Here is a 24,683-nt window from a genome sequence, read left to right as displayed (position 1 = left end):
AGCCTACCAAGCACTTGCTTGGCTAGCGACGAAGGAGGATTCGTGACCCACACCGTCCCGGGGCTCGTACGCCGCGCCGCCGAAGAGTTCGGCGACGCTCCGGCGTACGTGATGGACGGCCGCACCGTGACCTTTGCCGAGCTGCACGACCTCGTGCACCGCACCGCCGCGGGCTACCACCACAGGGGTCTCGAGCCCGGCGGCCGCGTCGTTCTGTGGGCGCCCAACAGCATCGACTGGGTCGTGGCCGGACTCGCCGTGACGTACGCCGGTGGCACGCTGGTGCCGGCCAACTCGCGCTACACCGCACACGAGGTCGCCGACCTCGTCGACCGTACGCACGCGGCGCTGGTGGTCATCGCCGACGGGTTCCTCGGGCGTACGCAGATCGCGGACCTGCGCGCGCTCTCCCCCGAAGCGCCAATCCTCGACCTCGCCGACCTCGCATCCCTCCCCGCCGACGACACCGACCTCGCCGCGGTCGAAGCCGCCGCCGACGCGGTCTCTCCCGACGACGTCGCCGACATCCTCTTCACGTCCGGCACGAGCGGCCGGCCCAAGGGCGTGCTCAGCGCGCACCGGCAGACCGTCGCCGCTGCCGCGGCGTGGAGCGCCGTCGGCGAGGTCAGCGCCGAGGACCGCTACCTCGTGATCAGCCCGTTCTTCCACTCGTACGGCTACAAGGTCGGCGTCCTCGTCGGGCTGCTGCACGGGTGCACGCTCCACCCGATGGCGACGTTCGACCCCGACGCGGCGCTCGCGCTGATCGCGACGGAGCGGATCACGATGGTGCCCGGTGCGCCCGCGATCTTCCTCGGCCTGCTGGAGTCGCCGGCGTTCGCGTCGACCGACACGTCGTCGCTGCGCTTCGCCAACACCGGCGCCGCGAACGTACCGGTCGCCCTCGTCGAGCGGCTGCAGAGCGAGCTGAGCTTCGACCTCGTCATCACGGCGTTCGGCATGACCGAGTGCGTCGTCGCCACGATGTGTCGGCGCGGCGACAGCAACGAGACTGTTGCCACGACGTGCGGCCGCGCGATCGACGGCATGGAGACGGCGATCGCCGACCCGGACACCGGCGAGCACCTGCCCCCGGGCAGCGAGGGCGAGCTGCTGTTGCGCGGCTCGCAGGTCATGCTGGGCTATCTCGACGACCCGGCCGCCACCGCCGAGGCGATCGACGCCGACGGCTGGCTGCACACCGGTGACGTCGGGGTCCTCGACGACAACGGCTACCTGCGCATCACCGACCGGCTCAAGGACATGTACATCTGCGGCGGCTTCAACGTCTATCCCGCCGAGGTCGAGCAGGCGCTCGCCCGGCTCGACGGCGTCGTCGAGACCGCCGTGATCGGCGTGCCCGACGAGCGGCTGGGCGAGGTGGGCAAGGCGTTCGTCGTACGTCGTGAGGGCGGCCCGGACGCCGACGCCGTCATCGCGTTCACCCGCGAACGGCTGGCCAACTTCAAGGTGCCGCGCGAGGTCGTCTTCGTCGACGCCCTGCCGCGGAACCTGGGCGGAAAAGTCTTGAAAACCGAGCTGAGGAGCACCCCATGACCGAAGAAGACGTCGTCACGTACGAGGTCGTCGACCAGGTCGCGCGCATCACGCTCAACCGGCCGGAGTATCGCAACGCGCAGAACTCCAAGATGACGTACGCGCTTGACGCCGCGTTCCAGCGCGCGACCGATGACGACGCGGTCAAGGTGATCGTGCTGGCCGGCAACGGCAAGCACTTCTGCGCCGGCCACGACATCGGCACACCGGGTCGGGACGTGGACCAGACGTTCGAGCGCAAGGCCGTGATCTGGTGGGACCACACCGACAAGGAGGGTGGCGACCAGCGCTTCGCCCGCGAGTCGGAGGTCTACCTCGGCATGTGCCGGCGCTGGCGCGAGATCCCGAAGCCGGTCATCGCGCAGGTGCACGGCGCCTGCATCGCCGGCGGGCTGATGCTCGCGTGGGCGTGCGACTTCATCATCGCGTCGGACGACGCATTCTTCTCCGACCCGGTCGTACGTATGGGGATCCCGGGGGTCGAGTACTTCGCGCACCCGTGGGTCATGAACCCCCGCGCCGCCAAGGAGTTCCTCTACTCCGGCGACCGGTTCACCGCCGATCGTGCACTGTCGCTCGGCATGGTCAACCAGGTCGTACCCGCCGAGGAGCTCGAGTCGACGGTGCTGGCGCTGGCCGGCCGCATCGCGCAGATGCCGCGCTTCGGCCTCGCGCTGACCAAGAAGGCGGTCAACCAGGCCGAGGACCTGCAGGGCATGCGCGCCGGCATGGACTCGGTGTTCGGGCTGCACCACTTCGCGCACGCCCACAACGCCGAGGTCGGTGAGAACGCGCTCGGCGGGCTCGACGCCAAGGCGATGGCGGCCAAGGCTCGCGACAACGAGACCAAGGAGCAGGGGTGAACCTCGACTTCTCCCCCGACGAGCTCGCGTTCCGCGACGAGGCCCGGGCCTGGCTGGCGGCGAACGTACCGGCTGAGCCGTTGCCGTCGATGGACACCGCTGACGGATTCGCCGCGCACCAGCAGTGGGAGCGCCGCCTCGCCGACGAGCGGTGGTCGGTCGTGTCGTGGCCCGAGGAGTTCGGCGGGCGCGGAGCGTCGCTCGTCGAGTGGGTCATCTTCGAGGAGGAGTACTACCGCGCCGGTGCCCCCGGTCGGGTCTCGCAGAACGGCATCTTCCTGCTGGCACCGATCATCTTCGACCACGGCACTGCCGACCAGCAGCAGCGCTGGCTGCCGTCGATGGCGACCGGCGAGACGATCTGGGCGCAGGCGTGGTCCGAGCCCGAGGCCGGCTCCGACCTCGCGTCGCTGCGCTCGACCGCCACGCAGGTGGCCGGTGGCTGGCTGCTCAACGGGCAGAAGACCTGGTCGTCCCGGGCGGCGTACGCACACCAGGGCTTCGGCCTGTTCCGCTCTGACCCGGCGGCCGAGCGGCATCGCGGGCTGACCTACTTCTGCTTCCCCCTCGACGCGGACGGCGTGACGGTACGCCCAATCGCGCAGCTCGACGGCGAGGCCGGCTTCGCCGAGCTGTTCTTCGACGACGTCTTCGTGCCGGACGCCGACGTGCTCGGTGATCCCGGTGACGGCTGGCGGGTCGCGATGAGCACCGCCGGCAACGAGCGTGGGCTGTCGCTGCGGTCGCCGGGGCGCTTCTGCGCCACGGCCGACCGCCTCCTCGACCTGTACGCCTCGGTCCTTGAACCTGTCGAAAGGACGTCATCGTCAGCTGCAGTCGTCGACGCCTGGCTGCGTGCCGAGGCGTACCGGCTCTACACCTGGGGCACCGTCACGCAGCTCGCCGGTGGCGGCGACATCGGCGCGGCTGGATCGGTCAACAAGGTGTGGTGGAGCGAGCTCGACGTCGCCCTCCACGAGACCGCGCTCGGCCTGCTCGGCGCCGAGGCCGAGGTCGCCTCGAGCTGGACCGACGGCTATCTCTTCTCACTGTCCGGCCCGATCTACGCCGGCACCAACGAGATCCAGCGCAACATCGTCGCCGAGCGCATCCTCGGCCTCCCTCGGGAGGTCAGGGGATGAAGTTCACGCTGACCGATGAGCAGTCCGGCTTCGCCCGGTCCCTCGACGACCTGCTGTCGCGGGCCGACTCCGTTGCGGCGAACCGGGCCTGGGCCGCCGGTGACCACGAACCCGGGCTCAAGCTCTGGTCCCGGCTCGCTGATCTGGGCGTGGGGGGGGGGGGCCGCGGGGCCCCCCCCCCCGGCAAGCGGACACCCGGGGGGGGGGGGCGCCCCCCCCGGGCCCACCTGCGGGGCCCGGGGTGGGTGTCGGGGGGGGGGCCCCCCGCCCCCCCCCCCCCCACGCCCGTCGAGATCGGCATCGCGTTCGAGGCGATCGGCCGCCATGTGGTGCCCGGTCCGTGGATCGAGTCGGCCGCGTACCTGCCTCTCGCACGCACCGACGTCGACCTCACTGAGTCGCGGACGACCGTCGCGATGCCGTACGCCGTGGACGCCGATGTCGCTGACGAGGTCTATGCCCTCGTCGACGGCGAGCTGCACACCGCAACCGCCGAACGTCGCGTCACGTCGATCGACCCCAGCCGCCATCTCTTCACCGTCACCGCCGGCGAGCCGGTCGCGCACGGTGACCTCGACGCGGCCTACGACCTCGCCGTCCTCGCCACCGCCGCGCAGCTGCTCGGTGCCGGCGAGCGCGTGCTGGCGGACTCCGTGGCGTACGTGAAGCAGCGCACCCAGTTCGGCCGGGCCATCGGCTCGTACCAGGCCATCAAGCACCAGCTGGCCGACGCACGCATTGCCCTCGACTTCGCGCGGCCCCTCGTCTTCGGTGCCGCGCTCGAGCTGACGCCACGATCCGTGTCAGCTGCGAAGCTCCAGGCTGCCGAGGCCGCCAACCTCGCCGCCCGCGTCGGCCTGCAGGTCCACGGGGCGATCGGCTACACCGAGGAGTACGACCTCAGTCGTTGGCTGCTCCGCATCCGTGCGCTGCAGTCAGCGTGGGGCACGGCGTCGTTTCACCGCGAGCGCCTGCTCGCCTCGCTCCTGGCGGACCAATCGTTGAGCCCGTCGAAATGACCGATCTCGTCCCCACGCGAGAGCACACCGAGCTCGCCGCCGCCGTGCGCAACCTGCTCGACCGGCGCTCCGACAGCCAGGCGGTACGCAGCGCGATCGAGCAGCCGGGCGGCTACGACGCGGACCTCTGGGCGACGCTGTGCGACCAGGTCGGCGTCGCAGCGCTCGCCATCCCGGAGGAGCACGGCGGCGCGGGGTTCAGCCTCGCCGAGACGTACGTCGTACTCGAGGAGCTGGGCCGTTCGCTGACCCCCTCCCCGCTCCTGGCCTCCGTCATCGCAAGCTCTGCACTTGGACCCAGGGATTATGAGTCCTCGGCTCGCATTGCCAGCGGAGCCGTCGCCACCCTCGCGTGGTCCGGCGTCACCGGCGACATCGCGGCACCGGTGGAGGTGAGGTGGGACGGCGCCCTGCACGGCACCGTCTCCCCCGTCCTCAACGGCGACACCGCCGAGATCCTCCTCGTCGTCGCCGAGCACGATGCCGGCACCGGACTCTTCCTCGTCGACCCGACCGCCGACGGCCTGCGTCGTACGCGCCTCGCCGGCATGGACCCGACGACCGGCTTCGCCCGTGTCGAGCTCGACGCGGTGGCCGCCGAGCCGATCAGCCTCGACGCCGCGGAGATCCTCGCGACGACTCACCGCGTCGGCACCCTCGCGACCGCCGCTCTGCAGGTCGGCTGCGCCCAGCGCGGCCTCGACATGACCGTCGCGTACGCCAAGCAGCGTGAACAGTTCGGCCGGCCGATCGGCTCGTTCCAGGCGCTCAAGCACCGCATGGCCGACATGCTCGTGCGCGTGCAGATGTCGCGTTCCGGGGCGTGGGCCGCCGTCCAGGCGCACGTCCACGACGCACCCGAGGCCGCGCGGCTCGCCGCAGCGGCGGGGTCGTACTGCTCCGAGGCCGCGATGGCCGTCGCCGCCGAGACGGTCCAGCTGCATGGCGGCATCGCGATCACCTGGGAGCACGACGCCCACCTCGTCCTCAAGCGGGCGCAAGCACTGCACCAGCTCTTCGGCCTCCCCCACCAGCAACGAGCCGCGCTGATCTCCTGAGCACCAAGACTGGGTGTGCGGTTCTGCGGCCTGGGCGTCGCGCGCCTGATTCTCTGCCCGGAACACCAGGAACTGGAACCCGACAGTGAACAAGACGGTCGGCAGCCCGAGAAGGTACGAGAATCGGTTGCGAACTCACGGGGTCTCGATACGCCGCTCGCTGAGCGAGCTTGCTACTCGTCCGGCGAGGGGTTGGGCAGCGAGGTTTCGCGCCAGGGTCGGGATCATCACCGCCGCTGCGACGAGATGCAGCCGAAAAAGTTCATCACCACGATGTCGAGAACCCGGAATCGGCTCCGTCCCAGCATCACATCGATCACACCGCAGAGGATGGACCACATGACACACGTTCAGCGTTTCGACCACATCGGCATCACCGTCGCGGACCTCGACACGGCGACCGCATTCTTCGTCAAGCTCGGCCTCGAGGTCGAGGGCACCGGCTCGGTCCAGGGCGAGTTCGCCGAGCTGGTGTGTGGCATTCCCGGCACGCACTGCGAGATCGTGATGCTGAAGTCGCCCGACGGCGCCCGCTTCGAGCTCGCCCGCTTCGTCACCCCTGACCACGTGCCCGGATCGCCCCACGCGATGGCGAACGAGCTCGGGCTGCGCAACGTGTCGTTCGAGGTCGGCGACCTCCAGGCCGCGGTCGATGAGCTGGCTGCGGACGGCTACGGACTCGTCGGCGGCATGGGCGACTACGAGGGAACGGTGCGGATGGCGTACGTCCGCGGTCCCGAAGGCATCGTCGTGTCGCTGTTCGAGTACTTCAGCTGAGAACCGTCCCTCAGGCGGAGTCGACGACGCTCAGGACCACCTTGCCGCGCTTGCCGCGCTGGGTGAGCCGGTCGAACGCCGCGTCGAAGTCCGCCAGCGCGAACACGCTGTCGACCTGGGGGCGCAGCTCGGGCAACGCCGCGAGCTGCGCCCCATCGGGTTCGACGATGAAGTAATGCGCACCGGGTGCCTCTGCGGCGATCGTGACGATGGATCCTGCACCGGCGGCGTTGCGGGTCAGCGGCTCGCCGCCGACGGTGTCGAACAGCAGATCGCACGTCTCGCCGACCTCCGCCACGACGGCATCAAGCTGCGCTGCGAGCTGCACGGCAAGATGCCCAACGCCTCCGCCCGCACCGGTCACCATGACCCGCTGACCAGCGGTGAGACCACCGTGGACGACGAGGCCCTGCCAAGCACTCAGCCCGGGCATCGGCAGCGCCGCCGCCTCCACATGACTCAGACCGCTCGGCTTGGGCGCGAGCACCGAACGCGGCACGCTCGCCCACTCGGCGGCCACCCCGTCGCGGTCGAACGGGGTCAGCGCCATCACTTCTTCGCCCGTGGACTCGACGACACCGGACAGCTCGTACGACGGCGTGGCCGGCAGCCGATCGGTCGGCCAGGTCAGCTCGTCACGCGTGATCGCCGCGGCATGGACGCGGACGAGGACGTCGTCCCCCTCCGGCTCGGGTCGCGGGATCTCCTCGAGCCGCAGTCCGTCTTCGTGCAGCCGTAGTGCTTTCATGAACCCTCCTCGTTGGGGACGGGCGGGAGTGCTCCCGCCAGCCAGTCGGTGATGGCGGCGCGGATCGCCGGTGCATCCTTCTTGAGCGAGTGGTCGCCGTCCACGACGACGAGCGTCACGGTGGACGGCAGCGTCTGAGGATCCGGCACGCCGAAGGGGTCACGCTCGCCCTGCACGACCAGGGCCGGGACGGTGACTGCCGTGAGCTCGGGCAGCCGCGACTTTTCGGGGCGGCCGGGAGGATCCAGCGGGAACGCGAGGCACAGCACCCCGCTGGCACCGACATCCGCGGACGTACGACAGGCCACCCGGCCGCCGAACGAGCGGCCACCGACGACCAGTGGCACGTCCGCGAGCTCGGCAACGCGTACGTGCTCGGCGACGGCGCACCAAGCCGCATCGACGTGAGCGGCTGGCGCCGGTGCCCGCCGGCCCGCCACGCGATACGGCTGCTCGACCAGCGCTACGGCCAGACCCAGTCCGAGGGCGACGTCAGTCGCCAGGCGCAGGTCGACAGCGTTCACGCCACCGCCGGCGCCGTGACCGAGCATCAGCAGTCCGCGCGGTGACGCGGGTCCGGTGAGGTGCACCCGCGCATCACCGTGCGGCGTGGCAACGAGTGACTCCCCGGGCTCGGCCATGGAAGAACCGTAGGCCGATTCGGCTCCTCAGCGATAGACGACCGGGAGCTCCTTGATGCCGTTGAGCCAGCCCGAACGCAGCCGGGACACCTCGCCGGTGCGGCGGATGTCGGGGGCGAGGTCGGCCAACGCCTCGAAGATCAGCTTGATCTCCATGCGCGCGAGGTTGGCGCCGATGCAGTAGTGGACGCCGTGGCCGCCGAACGACAGGTGCGGGTTGGGGTCGCGGGTGATGTCGAACGTGAACGGATCGGTGAAGACGTCCTCGTCGTGGTTGGCGCTGGCATAGAACAGGGCGACCCGCTGGCCGGCCTTGATCTGCACGCCGCTGAGCTCCACGTCCTCGAGGGCCGTGCGCTGGAACGAGGTCACCGGGGTGGCCCAGCGGATGACCTCGTCGACCATCGTGCTCGGGCGCTCCCGTACCCACAGGTCCCACTGGTCGGGGCGGTCGAAGAACGCGTTCATGCCGTGCGTCGTCGCGTTGCGGGTGGTCTCATTGCCCGCGACCGCCAGGGCGATCACGAAGAAGCCGAACTCGTCGTCGGTCAGGCCGCGGCCGCCGTCCTCACCGGACTGCACCAGCTTGGTGACGATGTCGTCGCGGGGGTTGGCCTTGCGCTCGGCGGCCAGGCCCATCGAGTACATCAGCACCTCGGCGGCCGCAGCCTCGGGATCGTTGTCCTCACGGGCGAGGTCAGCGTCCTCGGCGCCGGTCATCTGGTTGGTCCAGTCGAAGATCTTCTTGCGGTCCTCGGCCGGGATGCCCAGCATGTCGCCGATGACCTCGAGCGGGAACTGCGAGGCGACCTGGTCGACGAAGTTGCCGCTGCCGACCTCGACCGCCTCGGCGACGATGCGGCGGGCCCGCTCCTCGAGCACCTCGTCGAGGGCACCGATCGCCCGCGGGGTGAACCCTCGACTGATGATCTTGCGGAGCTGGGTGTGATCCGGCGCGTCCTGGTTGATGATCACGACCTGGGTCATCTCGAGAGACTCGCGCGTCGCGGTCTCCGGCAACCGGATGATCGCGCCGTTCTCCTTGCTCGAGAACACCTTGTTGTTCTTGGACACCTCGGAGATGTCGGCGTGCTTGGTCACCGCCCAGTAGCCGCTGCCGGCATCGACGGACATCCCGGCTCGCGCCGAGTCGACCTGCTCGACCCAATGGATCGGTGACGCCGTGCGCAGCGCGGTGAACTCGTCGTGCGGCACGCCCGCGAGGTTGAGGTCGGGGTCGGTGAAGTCGAAGCCCTCGGGCAGCAGCTGGGCGGTCATGGTTCTCCTCGTCATACACTCTTGGAAGTCTGTATGAACAGAAACACAGATGTGTATGATCGTCAAGGAATCGAGCGAGGAGGTGCGTGATGAGGTCACACGGCTGGAGCGGGCAACCGCCGGCTGACGCGACCGAGGCGCGGCGCCGCATCCTCGACGCCACGCGTGCGCGCTTGAGCTCGACCGGCACGACGAGCATCTCGGAGATCGCCGACGTCCTCGGCGTGACCCGGCAGACGGTCTACCGCCACTTCCCCACGACCGAGGACCTGCTCAACGCCGCGTCGCTCGACGCCGCCGGCGACCTCGAGAAGCAGCTCATCGCGCACGTCGTCAAGCACCTCGACGGATCCGGCGACGGTGCCGAGGCAGCGGTCGAAGCCGTCGCGTACGTCTACGAGCACCTCCGGGACGACCCCGCGCTCAACCGGCTGCTGGCACCGGGCCAGATCAGCACGACGCTCGCCGGGCTGACGGCACCTTCGTCGATCGCCCTCGGCGGCAAGCTGCTCGCCGGACTCGGCGTCGACTGGTCGACCGGCGGGCTCGCCGAGGACGATCAGCTCGAGCTCGTCGAGCACCTGCTGCGCACACTGCAGTCGCTCGTGCTCGATCCCGGCGACCCGGAGCGTACGGGCGAGGAGCTGCGGGCCTATCTCCGTCGCTGGGTCGCTCCCGCGCTGCGCGGCGGCCAACCGTGACGGACCTTCAGGCGGCGTTCGACCGCTACGCCGCGACGGTCGAGCAGATCGCGGCGAACGGCGACTGGTCGGCGTTCGCGGACATGTTCACCGAGGACGCGACCTACAGCGAGCACGCGTACGGCGACTTCACCGGACGCGAGGAGATCCGGGCGTGGGTCGTCCGCACCATGACGGCGTTCCCGGCCACCGAGATGATCGACTTCCCGGCGGCCTGGTCGGTCGTCGATGCTCCGACCAACCGGGTCATCTGCGAGATCCGCAACATCATGCGCGACCCGGGCGACGGTTCGGTCCACGAGGCCTCCAACCTCACGATCCTGACGTTCGACGACCAGGGCAACCTGATCCGCGAGGAGGACATCTACAACCCGCAGAAGTTCGCCGACATGACGCGCGACTGGTGCCGGGTGGCGACCGCACACGGCACGCTGAGCGACGCGGGGCAGAAGATGCTCGCCGCGCTCGGCGGCTGACTCAGTCCAGCGAACCCGACACCGATCCCTCGCGGGCCCAGCGCGGGACGATGAACAGTCCGGTCGCCTCGACGGCAGGTTCGCCACCGTCGGGCCCGAGGTGAGCGGTGACCGTGACCTTGCGGTCGTCCTCGTTCGTGACCTGCGCCTGCATGCGTACGCGTCCCAGCGGCAGCGGCTGCAGATAGCGCAGCGTCAACGTCCCGGTCACGATGAGCCGGGTGTGGGCGGCGCTGGCGGTCTCACCCATGAGGTGGTCGAGCAGCAGCGCCGAGACCCCGCCGTGCACGCAGCCGGGCGGACCCTCGTACGCGACACCGAGGTCGACCTCGGAGCGTACGGACCCGTCGTCGGACCACCGCAGGATCACCGGCGGGGCGATCGCGTTGCGGACCCCGACGACCGCATTGCCCCAGTTCCACGACCGGCCTTCGGTGTTGAACTGGATGCCCGCGGGCTCGGTCGACGCATCCTCGGCGAGGACCTGCTCCGCCTGCCGGACCAGGGCGCGGGCCGCGGCGACGCGATCGGCGTCGACGTTCGTCCGGATGGCGACGTCGACCAAGTGGCGTACGTCCTGGGCCAACCCGCCGTAGAGCAGCTCCGAGGCCTCGACCTCGGCCGTCGTCATCTCGGACGGGACGAACGACATCGACGACAGCGTCATGAGCCGAGCCCCATCCGCGACGCCAGCTTGTCGAGATAGCCGAGCACGGCGTCCTCCTCGAGGTCCGGCACGCCCCAGATCAGCTCCGAGGCGCCGGCGGCGGCCCAGTCCGCGAAGTCCTCGCCGGTCAGCTTCTTGGCGACGAGGATCCGCACGTCCGGCTCACCCTCGCGGCCGGCATCGGTCCACTCCTTGCGGAGCAGATCGGCCTTGGCCGCCGTGTCGGTCTCGATCGGCGTGGTCATCCATCCCTCGGCGTGCCGGGCGATCCACTTCATGGTCTTGGGCCCGCCGCCGGCGCCGATGATCACCGGGATCCGGCCCTGTGGCGGTTTCGGGTACGCCCAGCTGGGACCGAACGACACGAACTCTCCGTCGTACGACGCCTCGTCCTCGGTCCACAGGGCGCGCATCGCCTCGAGGTACTCCTTGAGCACGGTGCGGCGCTTGTTGGCCGGCACGTGGTGGTCGGTCAGCTCGTCGGTGTTCCAGCCGAAGCCGGCGCCGATCGTGAGCCGGCCGCCGGACAGGTGGTCGAGCGTGGCCAGCGTCTTGGCCAGCGTGATCGGGTCCGACTCGACCGGCAGGCACACGGCGGTCGACAGGCCGATCCGTTCGGTGACCGCCGCGCACGTGGCCAGCGTGGTCCACGGGTCGAGCGTGCGCATGTAGCGGTCGTCGGGCAGCTCCTCGCCGCCCGTCGGGTGCAGCGCCTCGCGCTTGACCGGGATGTGGGTGTGCTCGGGCACGTAGATCGTGTCGAAGCCGCGCTCCTCCGCAGCCTGGGCGAGGGCAGCCGGCTTGATGCCGCGGTCAGACGTGAAGAGCACGATTCCGTTACGCATACCACCAATGTAGAACGTGTTCTACCATCGTGTGGACGCTACTCCCGAGGAGCCTGCATGCCGGACGCCGAGCACGACGTACACGCCGAGACGAAGATGACCGTGCACGAGCGGGACATCGACGCACTCGCGGCGCCGATCGCGGAGTGGCTCGGGACGCTGCAGCTGACCGACGTACCGGTGACCATCTCCGACCTGCACGCACCGCAGGGCGCCGGGATGTCGAGGACCCGGCTGCGCTGATGGTGCCCAACGTCTTCGAGCCGGCGCAGCTCGGCCCGGTGCAGCTGCGCAACCGGACCGTCAAGGCGGCGACCTTCGAGGGACGTACGCCTGACGGGCTGGTCACCGACGAGCTGATCGACTATCACCTCGCGCCGGCTCGCGGTGGGGTCGGCCTGACGACGGTCGCCTATCTCGCGATCGCACCTGAAGGGCGTACGCAGAAGGAGGTCATCGTCGTCAACGCCGAGTCGGCGCCCGGCCTCGCGCGGCTCACCGATGCGATCCACGAGACCGGAGCCAAGGTCGCCGGCCAGCTCGGCCACGCCGGGCCGGTCGCCAACGGTCGGTCGAACGGCGTGCACGCCCTCGCCGCGTCGAAGATGCCGTCGCCGCTGAGCATGCAGATGATCCGCTCCGCGACCGCGGCCGACATCGCCCGGATCACGAAGGACTACATACGTACGGCGCGGATCATGGTCGACGCCGGCTTCGACGTGCTCGAGATCCACATGGCGCACGGCTACCTGCTCAGCTCGTTCCTCGCGCCGGGGCAGAACCGCCGCAAGGACGGCTGGGGCGGCTCCCTCGACAACCGCGCGAGGTTCGCCCGCGACATCGCCCGGGTCGTACGCGAGGAGGTCCGCGACGCGGTCGCGGTCACCGCGAAGATCGGCATGACCGAGGGCTCGTCACGCGGGTTCTCGATGCCCGAGAGCCTGGAGTTCGCGCAGATGCTGGAGGCCGACGGCCACCTCGACGCGCTCGAGCTCAGCGCCGGCAGCTCGCTGCTCAACCCGATGTACCTGTTCCGCGGCGACGTCCCGCTCAAGGAGTTCGCCGCGAACATGCCCCTGCCCGTACGCCTCGGGCTCCGGACGCCTGTGGGGAAGGCGTTCTTCAAGGCGTATCCGTTCGAGGAGGCCTATCTGCGCGAGAAGGCGCTCGCCTTCCGCTCCGCCCTGTCGATGCCGCTGATCATGCTCGGCGGCATCAACGACCGGGCCACGATGGACCGCGCGATGGCCGAGGGCTTCGAGTTCGTCGCGATGGGCCGCGCGCTGCTCCGCGAGCCCGACCTGGTCAACCGCATGCAGGCCGGCGAGACCACCCACGGCCTCTGCATCCACTGCAACCAGTGCATGCCGACGATCTACTCCGGCACGAGATGCACGGTCGTGGAGCAGCTGCAGCCCTCGTGAACTGCGGCAATCAGAACAGGGCAGACAGCACCGACTGACCGTCCTGGCCGAACAGCAGTCCACCGGAACCACCCGTGCCGCCCGCACCGGTGGAGCCTCCATAGCCGATCAGCCAGCCGGCCGCTCCGCCCTTGCCGGGTCCGCTGACGGATCCACCGTTGCCGATCAGGCCCGCGCTGCCCCCGGTGCCACCGGTGCCGGCCGCACCCCCGGCCCCGATCAGTCCGGCGCTGCCGCCCGAGCCGCCCGCGGTGCCAGTGCCACCGGAACCACCGCTGCCTGCCACGATGCCGCCGCTGCCACCCGTGCCGCCCTTGCCTGCTGTGCCGCCGGTGCCGATCAGCCCGGCGTTGCCACCCGTACCACCAGCACCCGCCGATCCGCCGTTGCCGATCAGTCCGCCGTTGCCACCCGTGCCACCGGCGCCGGCAGATCCGCCGTTGCCGATCAAGAGCCCGCCGTTGCCGCCTGTGCCGCCTGCGCCTGCCGGGGTGCCGTTGCCGATCAGCAGCTTGAGCAGGCCGGCAAGCGTGCTCGGTTTCGCCGGTTTCGCGGTGGGTGTCACCACCGGCTCAGCGGTGGCAGGGAGCGACGTCGACCACCCCGCCGCCAGCACCAGGACCACAACGGACAGAACTTTCGCCAGCGGCTTCATCGCAATTCCATTCGACTCATGTGGAGCATCCCCTGCTCGCACCTCGCCGAAAATAGCCGGGAGGCGGACAGCCTGTCAATGACCAATTGACACACGCGATCGGTCCCGGCGGTTCAGATAGCTCGCCACACCGGGCTCAGCTGGGCCGAGATCGGAACCCTCCTCGGGGTGACCCGACAGACGATTCACCGCACGTACCGGAAGCTGGGCTGACGAGGGTTGACCTGCTCCGCGCAGACCTTTGACTTCAAGTACTTGAAGTTCCTACCGTTGTGGGAGTGAGTCACCAAGCCACCCATCGGACATACACGATCAAGGAGGCAGCCGCGCTGACCGGGCTGCCGGCGAGCACGCTGCGCTACTACGAGACGGTCGGCGTGATCGCGCCGATCAGCCGCGGGGCGAGCAGCAAGCACCGCGTGTATGCCGAGGACGATCTCGACCAGCTGATGTGGATTGCGTGCCTCGCGGCCACCGGCATGTCGGTCAGCGACATGCGTCGATACATCGCCAACGGTCACCAAGGACCGGACGCCGCCTCCGGCCAGATCGAGCTGCTGTCGAACCAGGCAGAACGGCTTGCAGCAGAGGCCGAGCACCTCGCCGTGCGGCAACGCTATGTCGGTCTCAAGATCGACTACTGGCGCGCGGTCGAAGCCAGTGACACCGAGCGTGCCGCGCTCATCAGCGATGAGGCCGGCAAGCTCGCCGACGCCCTCAGGCGCGCGAAGAACTGACCCATCCGGACCGCGCCGCCGACCCGGCGGACGCCACCCCACGAGTTCCATCACCACAAGGAGATCCATGCACGTCAACGCCTATGCCGCCCCCGAGGCCGGCGCCCCACTCGCCCTCACCACGATCGACCGGCGAGCCGTCGGAGAGCACGACGTCCTCATCGCCATCGAGTACGCCGGCATCTGCCACTCCGACATCCACACCGTCAACGGCGACTGGGGCCCGCAGCCCTTCCCCGTCGTTCCGGGCCACGAGATCGTCGGCACCGTCGCGGAGATCGGGTCCGGGGTGACCCATCACCAGGTCGGCGACCGTGTCGGCGTCGGCTGCATGGTCAACGCGTGCCGCGAGTGCGTCAACTGCCTGCAGGGCGACGAGCAGTACTGCACCAACGGGATGGTCGGCACGTACGCCATGACCGACCGTGACGGCACCACGACGCAGGGCGGCTACTCCACCCACGTCGTCGTGGACGCCAACTTCGTGCTCTCGATCCCCGAGGGCCTCGACCCGGCCGCAGCAGCGCCGCTGCTCTGCGCGGGCATCACGACGTACACACCGCTCAAGCACTGGAACGCGGGCCCCGGCACCAAGGTCGCGGTTGTCGGTCTCGGCGGGCTCGGCCACATGGCGGTCAAGATCGCGCACGCCCTCGGTGCCGACGTCACCGTGCTCTCGCAGTCGTTGAAGAAGCAGGAGGACGGCCTCCGCCTGGGCGCCGACCACTACTACGCCACTTCCGACCCCGACACGTTCGCCGTCCTCGCCAATCAGTTCGACCTGATCGTCAACACGGTCAGCGCGTCGATCGACGTCAACGCCTACCTCGGCCTGCTCGCCGTCGACGGCACCCTGGTCAACGTCGGCGCTCCCCCGACGCCCTTCCAGGTCGACGCCATGTCGCTCATCGGCGCCCGCCGCTCGTTCGCCGGCTCCATGATCGGCGGCATCGCGGCGACCCAGGAGATGCTCAAGTTCTGCGCGGAACACGGCATCGCGTCCGAGATCGAGGTCATCGCCGCGGAGCAGATCAACGAGGCGTACGAGCGAGTGCTCGCCTCCGACGTGCGATACCGCTTCGTCATCGACGCCAGCACGCTGAACTGAGGGTCAGCGCCCGCTGGTCGCCGCGACCTTGACGCGGCGGCCGGCGTGCACCCAGTCCGGGATCCCGACGGCAACACCTTCGCGATCGAAGCGGACCTCTGGGGTCAGGCGAAGAACGCCACCGGGTTCGCACCGTCATTGGGCTCGAGCCACCACGTGTTCGACGAGCCCTGGTTTCGCGAATAGAACGACAACTTGTACTTGACGTCCTCGGCCAGGCTCGAGCAGTACTTGCGCACCGACCCGTATGTCGCGATCGACTGCGAGTCGATGGAGCACACTGCCGTCCCGCTCAGGTTTCGCACGACGACCTTGTACTCGCGGTACTTCGTGTAGTCCTTCACCACGATGTTGTTGGTGGAGTCCACGTACTGACTCGACCTGCCCAGTGCCAGTCGACCGGAGCAGGCGTGTAGTTCGCGTTGGTCTCGTAGACCGGCGAGGAGCTGTAGGCCGTCTTCGTGACGTTGGAGGCGTACGCCGGTGCGCTGAGCGCCATGAGCAGCGCCACGCTGCTGGTCGCGACGAAGAGTGCCTTCTGCATGTGATTCCCCTGAAAGTTGAACGGTGACCCCGCGTGCGGGGATCCGAAAGAGTGTCACCTTATCGTTCGGGTCAGCCCACGGTGAGGACGCTGCGCCGGCGGGTGGTGTGGAGCACTGCCAGGACCGCAGTTGCCCCGATGAAGCAGGCGATCGTGTAGAGGCCGCTGCCGATCGGGGTGCCGTCGGACGTGACGCCGTTGGTCGCGTCGAGGAACTCCGGGAGCGCCGTCAGCCAGAGCACCGCCATGACGACGAGGTAGAGCACGGGATAGATCCGCGCGAACGGCGTCATCGGCTCGAACTCGTCGCGGCGGCGCAGGTGCGTGACCAGGATCCATACCCCGGCCAGCCAGATCAGTCCGAGCTCGATGCCGAGGACCCAGGCCTGCGCCGTGACGTTGGGGGTGTCACCGCCGAAGATGCTCGACGGGATGCCGAACACGCTCATCGCGGGCGGCGCCAGGACGCCGGCGAGCACGATGCGCCAGGTCAGCGACCAGCCCCGGCGCGGCTGGCCACCCTCAGGCGTGCCGCACAGGCGTACGACGAGCCAGGTCATCACGCCGAACGACACGGACGCGAACAGCACCATGCTGTTCATCGGCACCGAGGCGAGCGCGGGATGGTTGACGTCCTGGTTGGCGTCGTTCCACGCCCACCACTTCAGCTGCGGGCCGAGCTGGTCGAAGACCTCGTAGAACACCTGGCAGACGAACGCCACGGCGACGGAACCGACGACGGCGCCGCGGCGGAAGACCCCGAGGACCCGCACCAGCTCGTACGACAGCTGGGTCAGCGCCGGGTAGATCGCGATGATGTAGAGCGGCAGGCGGTCCCACATGAACTGCACCGTGAAGATGTTGTGGGCGAAGATGAAGCCGAACTGCTTGTCGAGGCCGAACCACTCGGGGAAGTACAGCGGCGGCTCGGTGACGAAGAGATAGACGAGCGGCGCGAACCACAGCGCGAGGTTGATCGGATCGCCTTCACGGAAGCGGCGCAGGGCGTGCACGAGGGCGAAGACGGCGCCGCCGATGATCAGCAGCTCGAGGACCGGCATCGTCCAGCTGGCCAGCTCGAACGGGTTGTGCACCGAGACGACCGGGCTGACGTCGTGGCAGTCGAAGCCCAGCTGGCGGGTGACCTGCTCGGCCGCGTCGTCGCACGTGGCGCTCACGCGACAACTCCCTCACGCGCGGCGGCGCCGGGGGTCCAGTCAGTGCCGGGGGGCTCGAGCTGCGAGTCGAAGCCGTACGGGAAGGTCAGCCGGCCCAGCGTCGCCCGCACCTTGAAGCGCAGCAGCGCCCAGAGCACGCGCGGGTTGCGCATCATCGCGCCGATCGACTCGTCGAGGTTGAAGACACGGGCGAAGTGCTCGTCGACGACCGGGTACTCCCGCGAAGCGCCGGTGATGAGGTTGAACATCGGCCAGGTCATCGCGGCGAGGGCCTTGCGCTGCCACGCCGGTACGGTCTCGGTGCCCGTCGCGCACTCGTAGCCCCGGTCACGGGCCATCGCCATGCCCCAGGCGACCTTGAGGTTCTTGCGCTGCGCGGCCAGCAGCCGCTTGGCGAACGCCTGGTCCACCGCGGATGCCGACGCCAACGCGTCACGCAGCAGCACGGCGGACATCGCGGCAGCGCTCATGCCCTGGCCGTAGAACGGGTTGAACCCGCAGATCGCGTCGCCGACGAACGCGACGCCTTCGGGTGGTTTCGGGAGCAGGTCGTAGCGGCGCCACTTGTTGCCCGTCGACCGCGTCAGGTGCACCTCGGAGGTCGGCGTCGACGCGGCCATCGCAGCGGCGAACTGCGGGGTCCGCAGGCGCTCGGCCGACGCCGTGAAGTCCTCGACCGTGCGCGGCATGTCGATGCCCCACGACCCCATGCAGGCGATCGAGCGGTTGCCCTCCATCGGGAAGAAGTTGACCAGGAACTCGTGCTCGGGCGGGTGCTCACCCTTGTCCTGCGTCGGCATGATCACCATGTGCTGCCACCACCAGCTCGGCGAACGCTCCTCCGCCGACGGCAGGTCGTACCACCGCGACACGTACGTCACCTTGGCGTCGAGCGTCTTGACCGGCACCTCGGGCCAGCCGGCCGCGACGAGCCAGTCGGCGACCGACGAGCCGCGACCCATCGCGTCGACGACGAGGTCGGCGGCGACCTGCTCGTCCCCACCGGGAGCGCTGAAACGTACGCCGGTCACCCGGCCCTCGGCCGTGTCGATGCCGTTGACCGAGGTGCCCTCGCGGATCGTCACGTTGGGCAGCTGCCGCACGTGATCGCGCAGCACCCGCTCGATGAGGATGCGCGAGCCGTAGACCATGTCGAGCGCCCCCTGCTTGCGCGGCGTCCAGCCCGGACCTTCGAGGTACGCGGTGTCCATCGACGCCGTCAGGTGCAGGCCGCCGGCGGCGACGAGGTCCTCCTCGAAGCCGGGGAACAACGCGTTGACCGCACGACGCCCCGAGTTGAGCAGGAAGTGCGGGTGCTTGCTCTGCGGTACGCCGCGACGGTGGCGGGCGTCGGCCGGCAGCTCGTCACGCTCAAGGACGACGACGTCGTCGAAGTACAGCGCCACGGCGCCGGCGGCACACAGCCCGGCGACGCTGCCGCCCATCACGACGGCCGTACGCCCGAGGGTCATGCCCGATCCATAGTGTTCACTCGCTGCGCTCGCTCACTCCGAGGCCTCGCCTGCGGTGCGGTAGCGGCCGCGGTGGAACAGCAGAGGCTTCTCTCCGTCGCCGTGCCCGAGGTCCTCGACCCGGCCGATGACGAGGTAGTGGTCGCCGGCCTCGTGCACGTCGTGGACGACGCAGTCGACCCAGCCGACGATGCCGCCGAGCCGCGGCATGCCGGAGTCCGTTGGCTCCCAGTCGACGCCGGCGAACTTGTCCTCGGCCTGCGACGCGAAGCCGTTGGAGACCTCGGCCTGCTCGGCGGCGAGGAAGTTGACGCAGAACCGCCGGGTCTTGCGGATCGCCGCGAACGCCCGCGAGGTCTTCATCGGCAGGAACGCGACGAGCGGCGGGTCGAGCGACACGCTCGTGAACGACTGGCAGGTCATCCCGACCGGCACATCACCCATCAGTGTCGTGACGACCGTGACGCCGCTGGCGTACTGGCCGAGCACATCGCGATACGTACGAGCGGCGGCCTGCGCAGCCTCGCCGTCGATGTGGACGACCTCGCCGGGCCGCCACGCGAACATCTCGTCATGCCCGCCGAGGTAGGAGTCGATCAGCTCGCGGGACGGCCAGGACACCGCAGCGTCCGGGCTCATGCCCTCGGGTAGGTCCGCGTCGGTCATCGAGTCCACCGCCGTTCCACCTAGCCGGACTGACCGAAGGCGTGGCCCCAGTAGGACACCGCGGTCGACTCGCGAGCGACCCAGCGCTCGTCGTTGACCGTCAGGCCCTCGCAGCCGAACTCGATGTCGAAGCCGCCGGGCGACTTGACGTAGAACGACACCATCTCGTCGTTCATGTGCCGGCCGAGGGTCGCCGAGAGTGGAGCCTTGTGCTTGCGTACGCGCTCGAGGGCGCGGCCCACGTCGTCGAGCTTCTCGACCTCGAGCATGAGGTGGACGCAGCGGCTCGGATTGGGCATCGGCAGGAACGCCAGCGAGTGGTGCCGCGGGTTGACGCCGAGGAACCGGAGCCAGACCTTGGAGCCGGGCTCCTTGCCGACGAACTCGCCGGGCATCGACATCGAGTCGCGCAGCCGGAAGCCCAGCACGTCGCGGTAGAACCGCAGCGCCTCGGCGTCGTCGTCGACCGGGATCACGACGTGGCCCATGCCCTGCTCGCCCGTGACGAACTTGGCGGCGTACGGGGTGACGACGGGCCGCGACTCGTAGGTGATGCCGTGGAACAGCTCGAAGACGTTGTCGAACGGGTCGGCGAAGCGGATCAGCTCCTGGACCCGGCGCTCGGCCAGCTCCTCGGGGGTGCCTTCGACGAAGTCGACGCCGGCCTTGATCAGGTGCTCACGGGCGGACTGCAGCGCATCGTGGTCGGCGAGCTCCCAGCCGACGCAGTCGAGCCGGTCCTCGTCGGACGGGAAGACCACGAGTCGTGCGGAGACCTCGTCGATGCGGAAGTAGAGGTTGCCGTCAGTCGTACCGCGTCCCTCGGCGAGGCCCAGCACCTTGGAGCCGAAGTGCCGCCATGCGTCGAGGTCGGTCGAAGCGACCCGGGCGTAGCCCATGGACCGGATGTCGATCATGACTTCTGCCTTTCGACGTGCTGGGCGAGGTAGGCCGTGCAGACCTGGCGGAACTCCTCGGCCACCTCGATCTGTGCCCAGTGCCCGCAGTTGGGAAACACGTGCAGCGACGCCTTGGGGATCATCTTGAGCGCGACGAACGCGCCGTCGAGCGGGTTGACCCGGTCCTCGCGGCCCCAGGTCAGCAGCGTCGGCCGCTTCATCAGGTGGGCATCACGCCAGATGAGCCCGTCCTCGTACGTGTCGGCGTTCCAGAACGACATGCCCATCGACATCATCGCCTCCTGCGCGCCCGGCGCCGTGGCATCGGCGAGGCGCTCGGCGACCAGCTCGTCGGTGACGAGAGCCTGGTTGACGACCATCGTGGAGATGAACGCGCGCATCGACTCGGCGGTCGGCGCGGCACCGAACTCCATGAGCCGCTTGACCCCCTCGGTCGGATCGGCGTGGAACAGGCTGAGGTTGAGCCCGCCGGGGCCCATCAGCACGAGCCGGCCGACGCGCTCGGGATGGAGCAGCGCGAACCGTGCTGCGGTGCCACCACCGAGGCTGTTGCCGAGCAGGTGGATGCGCTCGATGCCCAGCTCGTCGAGCAGGTCCTTGACCGCCTCGGCGGCGAACCGGAAGTAGTTGCCGACGACGGGCGGCTTTTCGCTCTGGCCGAAGCCCGGCTGGTCGATGAGCAGCGTACGGAAGTCCGCGGCGAAGCCGGGCAGGGCCGAGCCGAAGTTGGACCACGCCGAGGCGCCGGGTCCGCCACCGTGCAGCATGACGAGCGGCAGCCCGCCACCGACGGCGGTGGGTTCACCGGCCTCGTAGTAGTTGAGGGTCAGGTCGCCGGCCTTGGCGGACCGCCGAGTCGACTCGCGATCAAGGCCCTGCATCAGTACATTCCCGGGTCGACCTTGTGACCGAACTCCGCCATGCCGTACATCTGCAGCGCGCGCTCGGGATCGTTCGCAGCGTGCACCCGGCCGGCATGCGCATCGCGCCAGGCCCGTTGGAGGTACGTACCCTGGGCCAGCGCGCGGCCGCCCGAGGCCTCGAAGAGGTCGTCGATCGCGTCGATCGCCCGCTGGGTGCCGAGCACCTGGTCGCGGCGGACCTTGAGCCGCAACGAGATCGGGATCTTCTCGCCCTTGGCAACCAGCGCCTGCTCCTCGCGGATGTTGGCCATGCACAGCGCCCACGCGGCGTCGATCTCACTGGACGCACGCGCCACGCGTACGGCAGCGAACGGATCGGACGACGCCTTCTCTCCGGCGTACGCAGCACGCACGCGGTTCTGCTGCATCTCGACGTGCTCGGCGTACGCCCCGCGGGCGATGCCGACGATCGGCGCCGTGATGGTCGTGGTGAACAGCGAGTGGAACGGCAGCTTGTAGAGGTCGCCGGGGTTCTGCTCCTGGCCCGGGCCGAGGCAGCGGCCGGTGTCGCCCATCGACAGCGTGAACTCGTCAGGGACGAACGTCTCCTCGACCACGATGTCGTTGGAGCCGGTGCCGGACAGGCCGACGACGTTCCAGACGTCGACGACCTCGTACTTCTCGCGCGGCACGAGGAATGTCTTGAAGTCGATGATCTGGCCCTCTTCGTTCGAGACCAGGCCACCGAGCAGGACCCACGTGGCGTGAGCGGAGCCCGAGGAGAAGCTCCAACGACCCTGCAGCAGGTAGCCGCCGTCGGTGACGGTCGCCTTGCCCGTCGGGGCGTACGACGAGCTGAGCCGGGTCGCGGTGTCCTCGCCCCAGACCGCCTGCTGCGCGTCGTCGTGGAACAGGGCGATCTGCCACGGGTGGACGCCGAGGACCGAGGAGATCCAGCCGGTCGAGCCGCACGCCGAGGCGATGAGGCTGACGGCGGTGTAGAAATCGATCGGATCGCTCTCGAGCCCGTCGAAGCGCTTGGGCTGCAGCAGCCGGAAGAACCCGGTCTCCTCCAGCTCCTTGACCGACGCGTCGGGCACCTGCCGCAAGCGCTCGGTCTCGTCCGCGCGCTCGCGGAACGCCGGCAGAAGGTCACGTACGGCGTCCAGCACAGCCTGGGTCATCACAGCTCCTTGGGAGTTCGATCTGACCCCAATACTAGAACACGTTCTAGTGCTACGTCCATCGCAGCGTGCGCAGACCGGATATGCCGAACGCTGGCGAACTGGAACGTGTTCTAGGTACGGTCTGCGGCATGACCACAACGCAGGCGAGCAGGACCGAGTCGATGGTGCGGGTCACCGTGGCGTACGCCGTGGCGATCGGCGCCGGCGCAGCCTGGTTCGCGTGGGGTCCGGAGACCGACTGGTTGTGGCTCGACGGGTGGATCGCGGACCTCATCGCGACGCTCGTGATCTTCGGCGCGAGCCGGATGCACCACAACTCCAGCTTCTACGACGCGTACTGGAGCGTCATCCCGCCGCTGCTGATGCTCGCCTGGTGGATCGAGTCGGGCACGCCGGCTGACGACGCTCGCAGCTGGGTCGCGATGGCGGTCATCCTGCTGTGGGCGGTGCGGCTCACCGCCAACTGGATCCAGACGTTCCCCGGACTGCACCACGAGGACTGGCGCTACCCGATGGTGCGCGAGCGGGCGGGCAGGGCCGAGGCCGTCGTCGACCTCATGGGCATCCACGTGTTCCCGACGCTGCAGGTGTTCCTCGGGACACTGCCGGCGTACGTCGTGGTGACGCGCCCGGGCCGGGACCTGGGTTGGGTCGACGCGCTCGCGGTCGTCGTGGGAGTCGGTGCGGTGGCGATCGAGCTCACGGCCGACATCCAGATGCACCGGTTCATCCGGACGCGCCAGCCCGGGCAGGTCATGGACCAGGGACTGTGGGCGTGGTCGCGGCATCCCAACTACTTCGGCGAGGTCAGCTTCTGGGTCTCCCTCGCGATCTTCGGCATCGCCGCCGACCCGGACGCGTGGTGGGTGTTCGCGGGAGCCGCGTGCATGTACGCGATGTTCCAGCTCGCGAGCATCCCGATGATGGAGCAGCGCAGCCTGGAGCGCCGTCCGGCGTACGCCTCGGTGATCGCGCGGGTGCCGCGATTCGTACCGCGTCCGCCTCGGCGTCTGCGTGGCGCATGACCCGACCACGGGTCGTCATCGCCGGGCTTGGCGACAGCGGACTCCTGACCGCGATCCACCTCTCTCGTCACGCCGACGTGGTCGGCATCTCGACCCGGCCGGGCCTGGTCAGCGGCAAGGAGCTCGGGACGCGGCTGACCCAGCCGGACGAGTGGGCGCGCGACAACTGGATCGCGTTCGACCGCTATCGCCGCCTCGATCGCGTGCGCACGATCCACGGCACGCTGGCCGGGGTCGACCTCGCTGGCCGCTGCGTTCAGGTGGTGGCCGCTGACGGTTCGGCGCTCGACGAGCCGTACGACGTGCTGGTGATCTCGACCGGTGTGACCAACGGGTTCTGGCGGCCGCCGGGGTTGGTCTCCGCCCATGAGGTTGCCGCCTCGTTGGCGTCGGACCACGCGCGGCTGGCGAGTGCGTCGTCGATCGCGGTGATCGGCGGCGGTCCGGCGGCGGTGAGCAGTGCGCTCAACGCGGCGGTCACCTGGCCGCGCTCGCGGGTCGACCTGTTCTTCCCCGGCGATCGCCTGCTCCCCCACCACCACCCGAGAGCAGCCCGTACGTTGCTGCGGCGGCTCACCGAGCTCGGCGTCGGCGTGCACCCGGGACACCGCGCCGTCGTGCCGCAAGGGTTCGACTGCGACCGGATCACCGGCGAGCCGGTCGCCTGGAGCACCGGTCAGTCGCCCCACTCCGCCGACGCCGTGTTGTGGACGATCGGCCGGGTGCGGCCCAACACGTCGTGGCTGCCTCCAGCACTGCTCGACGAACAGGGCTTCGTGGTCGTCGATCCGAGCTTGCGGGTGCCGGGGCATCCCGGCGTCTTCGCGGTCGGTGACGTCGCGGCGACCGATCCGCTGCGCACCTCGGCCCGCAACCGTGCTGACACGCTGCTGGCGCGCAACATCCGGGCCTCGCTCAAGGGCGGACGGCTGCGCGACTACAAGCCGCGGCGCGGGCAGTGGGGTTCGGTCGTCGGGGTCCAACCGAACGGCCTCGAGGTGTTCGCGCCCAACGGTCGGGCGTACCGGTTCCCGGCCTGGACGATCCGCGGCCTGCTGCAGGGCCTGATCGTCCGCCGCGGCATGTATCGCGGCGTGCGGGACTGAACGTCAGTCGCCGTTCACTTTGGGGG

Annotated in this window: 29 protein-coding genes; 15 read left to right on the top strand and 14 right to left on the bottom strand. The window is 69.5% G+C overall.

Features of this window, described 5'->3' with window-relative positions; genetic code table 11:
* Positions 1 to 42: 42 nt before the first annotated feature.
* The 6 genes from ESP70_RS17520 (at position 43) to ESP70_RS17495 (ending at position 6,416) form a co-directional block, all read left to right on the top strand.
* Entirely contained in the window at positions 43 to 1,557 is a 1,515-nt protein-coding gene (locus ESP70_RS17520) for a FadD3 family acyl-CoA ligase (protein ID WP_149690575.1), read from the top strand.
* Positions 1,554 to 2,420: an enoyl-CoA hydratase gene (locus tag ESP70_RS17515; protein ID WP_149690574.1), complete on the top strand. Its 867-nt coding sequence runs from the start codon at positions 1,554 to 1,556 to the stop codon at positions 2,418 to 2,420. Before ESP70_RS17520 ends, ESP70_RS17515 begins: the two co-directional genes overlap by 4 nt.
* A complete protein-coding gene (locus ESP70_RS17510) occupies positions 2,417 to 3,562 on the top strand; it encodes an acyl-CoA dehydrogenase family protein (protein WP_149690573.1) in 1,146 nt (381 codons plus the stop codon). Before ESP70_RS17515 ends, ESP70_RS17510 begins: the two co-directional genes overlap by 4 nt.
* Before the next feature lie 326 nt (positions 3,563 to 3,888).
* Complete coding sequence (locus ESP70_RS17505; protein ID WP_246162077.1) at positions 3,889 to 4,581, top strand: acyl-CoA dehydrogenase family protein; 693 nt, start codon at positions 3,889 to 3,891, stop codon at positions 4,579 to 4,581.
* Complete coding sequence (locus ESP70_RS17500; RefSeq protein WP_149690571.1) at positions 4,578 to 5,639, top strand: acyl-CoA dehydrogenase family protein; 1,062 nt, start codon at positions 4,578 to 4,580, stop codon at positions 5,637 to 5,639. The genes ESP70_RS17505 and ESP70_RS17500 overlap by 4 nt, the downstream gene beginning before the upstream one ends.
* A gap of 339 nt (positions 5,640 to 5,978) precedes the next feature.
* Entirely contained in the window at positions 5,979 to 6,416 is a 438-nt protein-coding gene (locus tag ESP70_RS17495; RefSeq protein WP_149690570.1) for a VOC family protein, read from the top strand.
* 10 nt (positions 6,417 to 6,426) lie between these two features.
* On the opposite strand, the gene ESP70_RS17490 is transcribed toward ESP70_RS17495, so the two are convergent.
* Genes ESP70_RS17490 through ESP70_RS17480 form a run of 3 tightly spaced genes read right to left on the bottom strand, consistent with a single transcriptional unit; the run spans position 6,427 to position 9,083 of the window.
* The gene (locus ESP70_RS17490; RefSeq protein ID WP_149690569.1) at positions 6,427 to 7,164 is read right to left on the bottom strand and encodes an NADP-dependent oxidoreductase; all 738 of its coding nucleotides are present in this window, start codon (positions 7,162 to 7,164) and stop codon (positions 6,427 to 6,429) included.
* A complete protein-coding gene (locus tag ESP70_RS17485) occupies positions 7,161 to 7,805 on the bottom strand; it encodes an alpha/beta hydrolase family protein (RefSeq protein ID WP_149690568.1) in 645 nt (214 codons plus the stop codon). The genes ESP70_RS17490 and ESP70_RS17485 overlap by 4 nt, the downstream gene beginning before the upstream one ends.
* A gap of 27 nt (positions 7,806 to 7,832) precedes the next feature.
* Positions 7,833 to 9,083 carry a cytochrome P450 gene (locus tag ESP70_RS17480; RefSeq protein WP_149690567.1) on the bottom strand — a complete coding sequence of 417 codons (1,251 nt, stop codon included), beginning with the start codon at positions 9,081 to 9,083 and terminating at the stop codon, positions 7,833 to 7,835.
* A gap of 89 nt (positions 9,084 to 9,172) precedes the next feature.
* On the opposite strand from ESP70_RS17480, the gene ESP70_RS17475 reads away from it, so the two are divergent.
* Both ESP70_RS17475 and ESP70_RS17470 read left to right on the top strand, forming a co-directional pair.
* Positions 9,173 to 9,784, top strand: a complete 612-nt coding sequence (locus ESP70_RS17475; protein ID WP_149690566.1) for a TetR/AcrR family transcriptional regulator — start codon at positions 9,173 to 9,175, stop codon at positions 9,782 to 9,784.
* Complete coding sequence (locus ESP70_RS17470) at positions 9,781 to 10,260, top strand: nuclear transport factor 2 family protein (protein WP_223148765.1); 480 nt, start codon at positions 9,781 to 9,783, stop codon at positions 10,258 to 10,260. The genes ESP70_RS17475 and ESP70_RS17470 overlap by 4 nt, the downstream gene beginning before the upstream one ends.
* A gap of 1 nt (position 10,261) precedes the next feature.
* On the opposite strand, the gene ESP70_RS17465 is transcribed toward ESP70_RS17470, so the two are convergent.
* Entirely contained in the window at positions 10,262 to 10,927 is a 666-nt protein-coding gene (locus ESP70_RS17465) for a PaaI family thioesterase (RefSeq protein WP_223148764.1), read from the bottom strand.
* Positions 10,924 to 11,772 (bottom strand): LLM class F420-dependent oxidoreductase, encoded by an 849-nt coding sequence (locus ESP70_RS17460; RefSeq protein ID WP_149690564.1) that lies wholly within the window; start codon positions 11,770 to 11,772, stop codon positions 10,924 to 10,926. Before ESP70_RS17460 ends, ESP70_RS17465 begins: the two co-directional genes overlap by 4 nt.
* A 57-nt stretch (positions 11,773 to 11,829) precedes the next feature.
* Between ESP70_RS17460 and ESP70_RS17455 the strand changes: the two genes are divergently transcribed.
* Positions 11,830 to 12,015 (top strand): hypothetical protein, encoded by a 186-nt coding sequence (locus ESP70_RS17455; protein WP_149690563.1) that lies wholly within the window; start codon positions 11,830 to 11,832, stop codon positions 12,013 to 12,015.
* Positions 12,015 to 13,196: an oxidoreductase gene (locus tag ESP70_RS17450; protein ID WP_149690562.1), complete on the top strand. Its 1,182-nt coding sequence runs from the start codon at positions 12,015 to 12,017 to the stop codon at positions 13,194 to 13,196. Before ESP70_RS17455 ends, ESP70_RS17450 begins: the two co-directional genes overlap by 1 nt.
* Positions 13,197 to 13,206: 10 nt before the next feature.
* Here the strand turns inward: ESP70_RS17450 and ESP70_RS20595 are convergent, their stop codons facing one another.
* Positions 13,207 to 13,851: a hypothetical protein gene (locus tag ESP70_RS20595; RefSeq protein WP_188110680.1), complete on the bottom strand. Its 645-nt coding sequence runs from the start codon at positions 13,849 to 13,851 to the stop codon at positions 13,207 to 13,209.
* 117 nt (positions 13,852 to 13,968) lie between these two features.
* Here ESP70_RS20595 and ESP70_RS20705 point away from each other — a divergent pair, with 117 nt between their 5' ends.
* The 3 genes from ESP70_RS20705 to ESP70_RS17435 all read left to right on the top strand — a co-directional run bounded on the left by ESP70_RS20705 (position 13,969) and on the right by ESP70_RS17435 (position 15,696).
* The gene (locus tag ESP70_RS20705) at positions 13,969 to 14,064 is read left to right on the top strand and encodes a helix-turn-helix domain-containing protein (RefSeq protein WP_425458399.1); all 96 of its coding nucleotides are present in this window, start codon (positions 13,969 to 13,971) and stop codon (positions 14,062 to 14,064) included.
* A gap of 65 nt (positions 14,065 to 14,129) precedes the next feature.
* Positions 14,130 to 14,588, top strand: a complete 459-nt coding sequence (locus tag ESP70_RS17440; protein WP_149690561.1) for a MerR family transcriptional regulator — start codon at positions 14,130 to 14,132, stop codon at positions 14,586 to 14,588.
* A 67-nt stretch (positions 14,589 to 14,655) separates the two neighbouring features.
* Positions 14,656 to 15,696 carry an NAD(P)-dependent alcohol dehydrogenase gene (locus ESP70_RS17435; protein WP_149690560.1) on the top strand — a complete coding sequence of 347 codons (1,041 nt, stop codon included), beginning with the start codon at positions 14,656 to 14,658 and terminating at the stop codon, positions 15,694 to 15,696.
* 104 nt (positions 15,697 to 15,800) lie between these two features.
* On the opposite strand, the gene ESP70_RS17430 is transcribed toward ESP70_RS17435, so the two are convergent.
* From ESP70_RS17430 to hsaA, 8 genes are all read right to left on the bottom strand, one after another.
* Positions 15,801 to 16,064 (bottom strand): hypothetical protein, encoded by a 264-nt coding sequence (locus ESP70_RS17430; RefSeq protein ID WP_149690559.1) that lies wholly within the window; start codon positions 16,062 to 16,064, stop codon positions 15,801 to 15,803.
* Positions 16,037 to 16,240 (bottom strand): hypothetical protein, encoded by a 204-nt coding sequence (locus ESP70_RS17425; RefSeq protein WP_149690558.1) that lies wholly within the window; start codon positions 16,238 to 16,240, stop codon positions 16,037 to 16,039. Before ESP70_RS17425 ends, ESP70_RS17430 begins: the two co-directional genes overlap by 28 nt.
* A 71-nt stretch (positions 16,241 to 16,311) precedes the next feature.
* Positions 16,312 to 17,418: a heme-copper oxidase family protein gene (locus ESP70_RS17420; protein WP_149690557.1), complete on the bottom strand. Its 1,107-nt coding sequence runs from the start codon at positions 17,416 to 17,418 to the stop codon at positions 16,312 to 16,314.
* Positions 17,415 to 18,890 (bottom strand): FAD-dependent oxidoreductase, encoded by a 1,476-nt coding sequence (locus tag ESP70_RS17415; protein ID WP_149690556.1) that lies wholly within the window; start codon positions 18,888 to 18,890, stop codon positions 17,415 to 17,417. The genes ESP70_RS17420 and ESP70_RS17415 overlap by 4 nt, the downstream gene beginning before the upstream one ends.
* Positions 18,891 to 18,923: 33 nt before the next feature.
* The gene (locus ESP70_RS17410) at positions 18,924 to 19,556 is read right to left on the bottom strand and encodes a flavin reductase family protein (RefSeq protein ID WP_246162076.1); all 633 of its coding nucleotides are present in this window, start codon (positions 19,554 to 19,556) and stop codon (positions 18,924 to 18,926) included.
* 20 nt (positions 19,557 to 19,576) lie between these two features.
* On the bottom strand, positions 19,577 to 20,473 hold the full coding sequence (gene hsaC, locus ESP70_RS17405) for an iron-dependent extradiol dioxygenase HsaC (RefSeq protein ID WP_149690555.1): 897 nt from the start codon (positions 20,471 to 20,473) through the stop codon (positions 19,577 to 19,579).
* Positions 20,470 to 21,357 carry a 4,5:9,10-diseco-3-hydroxy-5,9,17-trioxoandrosta-1(10),2-diene-4-oate hydrolase gene (gene hsaD, locus ESP70_RS17400; protein ID WP_149690554.1) on the bottom strand — a complete coding sequence of 296 codons (888 nt, stop codon included), beginning with the start codon at positions 21,355 to 21,357 and terminating at the stop codon, positions 20,470 to 20,472. The genes hsaC and hsaD overlap by 4 nt, the downstream gene beginning before the upstream one ends.
* Positions 21,357 to 22,523 carry a 3-hydroxy-9,10-secoandrosta-1,3,5(10)-triene-9,17-dione monooxygenase oxygenase subunit gene (gene hsaA, locus ESP70_RS17395; protein WP_149690553.1) on the bottom strand — a complete coding sequence of 389 codons (1,167 nt, stop codon included), beginning with the start codon at positions 22,521 to 22,523 and terminating at the stop codon, positions 21,357 to 21,359. Before hsaA ends, hsaD begins: the two co-directional genes overlap by 1 nt.
* A 131-nt stretch (positions 22,524 to 22,654) precedes the next feature.
* On the opposite strand from hsaA, the gene ESP70_RS17390 reads away from it, so the two are divergent.
* Positions 22,655 to 23,551 (top strand): DUF1295 domain-containing protein, encoded by an 897-nt coding sequence (locus tag ESP70_RS17390; protein ID WP_149690552.1) that lies wholly within the window; start codon positions 22,655 to 22,657, stop codon positions 23,549 to 23,551.
* Positions 23,548 to 24,657, top strand: a complete 1,110-nt coding sequence (locus tag ESP70_RS17385; RefSeq protein WP_149690551.1) for an NAD(P)/FAD-dependent oxidoreductase — start codon at positions 23,548 to 23,550, stop codon at positions 24,655 to 24,657. Before ESP70_RS17390 ends, ESP70_RS17385 begins: the two co-directional genes overlap by 4 nt.
* The last annotated feature ends 26 nt before the right edge of the window (positions 24,658 to 24,683 follow it).

It is taken from the genome of Aeromicrobium ginsengisoli, from assembly GCF_004134905.2.
GTDB classification, from domain to species: Bacteria; Actinomycetota; Actinomycetes; order Propionibacteriales; family Nocardioidaceae; genus Aeromicrobium; species Aeromicrobium ginsengisoli.
This window is presented reverse-complemented; position numbering and strand designations above follow the sequence as displayed.

Bases quoted from the DNA above. Each gene is read 5' to 3' on its own strand.
- ESP70_RS17385 (WP_149690551.1), top strand. From the start codon at position 23,548: ATGACCCGACCACGGGTCGTCATCGCCGGGCTTGGCGACAGCGGACTC.
- ESP70_RS17490 (WP_149690569.1), bottom strand. From the start codon at position 7,164: ATGAAAGCACTACGGCTGCACGAAGACGGACTGCGGCTCGAGGAGATC.
- ESP70_RS20595 (WP_188110680.1), bottom strand. From the start codon at position 13,851: ATGAAGCCGCTGGCGAAAGTTCTGTCCGTTGTGGTCCTGGTGCTGGCG.
- ESP70_RS17415 (WP_149690556.1), bottom strand. From the start codon at position 18,890: ATGACCCTCGGGCGTACGGCCGTCGTGATGGGCGGCAGCGTCGCCGGG.
- ESP70_RS17515 (WP_149690574.1), top strand. From the start codon at position 1,554: ATGACCGAAGAAGACGTCGTCACGTACGAGGTCGTCGACCAGGTCGCG.
- hsaD (WP_149690554.1), bottom strand. From the start codon at position 21,357: ATGCAGGGCCTTGATCGCGAGTCGACTCGGCGGTCCGCCAAGGCCGGC.
- ESP70_RS17460 (WP_149690564.1), bottom strand. From the start codon at position 11,772: ATGCGTAACGGAATCGTGCTCTTCACGTCTGACCGCGGCATCAAGCCG.
- ESP70_RS17425 (WP_149690558.1), bottom strand. From the start codon at position 16,240: ATGCAGAAGGCACTCTTCGTCGCGACCAGCAGCGTGGCGCTGCTCATG.
- ESP70_RS17455 (WP_149690563.1), top strand. From the start codon at position 11,830: ATGCCGGACGCCGAGCACGACGTACACGCCGAGACGAAGATGACCGTG.
- ESP70_RS17435 (WP_149690560.1), top strand. From the start codon at position 14,656: ATGCACGTCAACGCCTATGCCGCCCCCGAGGCCGGCGCCCCACTCGCC.
- ESP70_RS17410 (WP_246162076.1), bottom strand. From the start codon at position 19,556: ATGACCGACGCGGACCTACCCGAGGGCATGAGCCCGGACGCTGCGGTG.
- ESP70_RS17480 (WP_149690567.1), bottom strand. From the start codon at position 9,083: ATGACCGCCCAGCTGCTGCCCGAGGGCTTCGACTTCACCGACCCCGAC.
- ESP70_RS17495 (WP_149690570.1), top strand. From the start codon at position 5,979: ATGACACACGTTCAGCGTTTCGACCACATCGGCATCACCGTCGCGGAC.
- hsaA (WP_149690553.1), bottom strand. From the start codon at position 22,523: ATGACCCAGGCTGTGCTGGACGCCGTACGTGACCTTCTGCCGGCGTTC.
- ESP70_RS17485 (WP_149690568.1), bottom strand. From the start codon at position 7,805: ATGGCCGAGCCCGGGGAGTCACTCGTTGCCACGCCGCACGGTGATGCG.
- ESP70_RS17390 (WP_149690552.1), top strand. From the start codon at position 22,655: ATGACCACAACGCAGGCGAGCAGGACCGAGTCGATGGTGCGGGTCACC.
- ESP70_RS17465 (WP_223148764.1), bottom strand. From the start codon at position 10,927: ATGACGCTGTCGTCGATGTCGTTCGTCCCGTCCGAGATGACGACGGCC.
- ESP70_RS17450 (WP_149690562.1), top strand. From the start codon at position 12,015: ATGGTGCCCAACGTCTTCGAGCCGGCGCAGCTCGGCCCGGTGCAGCTG.
- ESP70_RS17500 (WP_149690571.1), top strand. From the start codon at position 4,578: ATGACCGATCTCGTCCCCACGCGAGAGCACACCGAGCTCGCCGCCGCC.
- hsaC (WP_149690555.1), bottom strand. From the start codon at position 20,473: ATGATCGACATCCGGTCCATGGGCTACGCCCGGGTCGCTTCGACCGAC.
- ESP70_RS17475 (WP_149690566.1), top strand. From the start codon at position 9,173: ATGAGGTCACACGGCTGGAGCGGGCAACCGCCGGCTGACGCGACCGAG.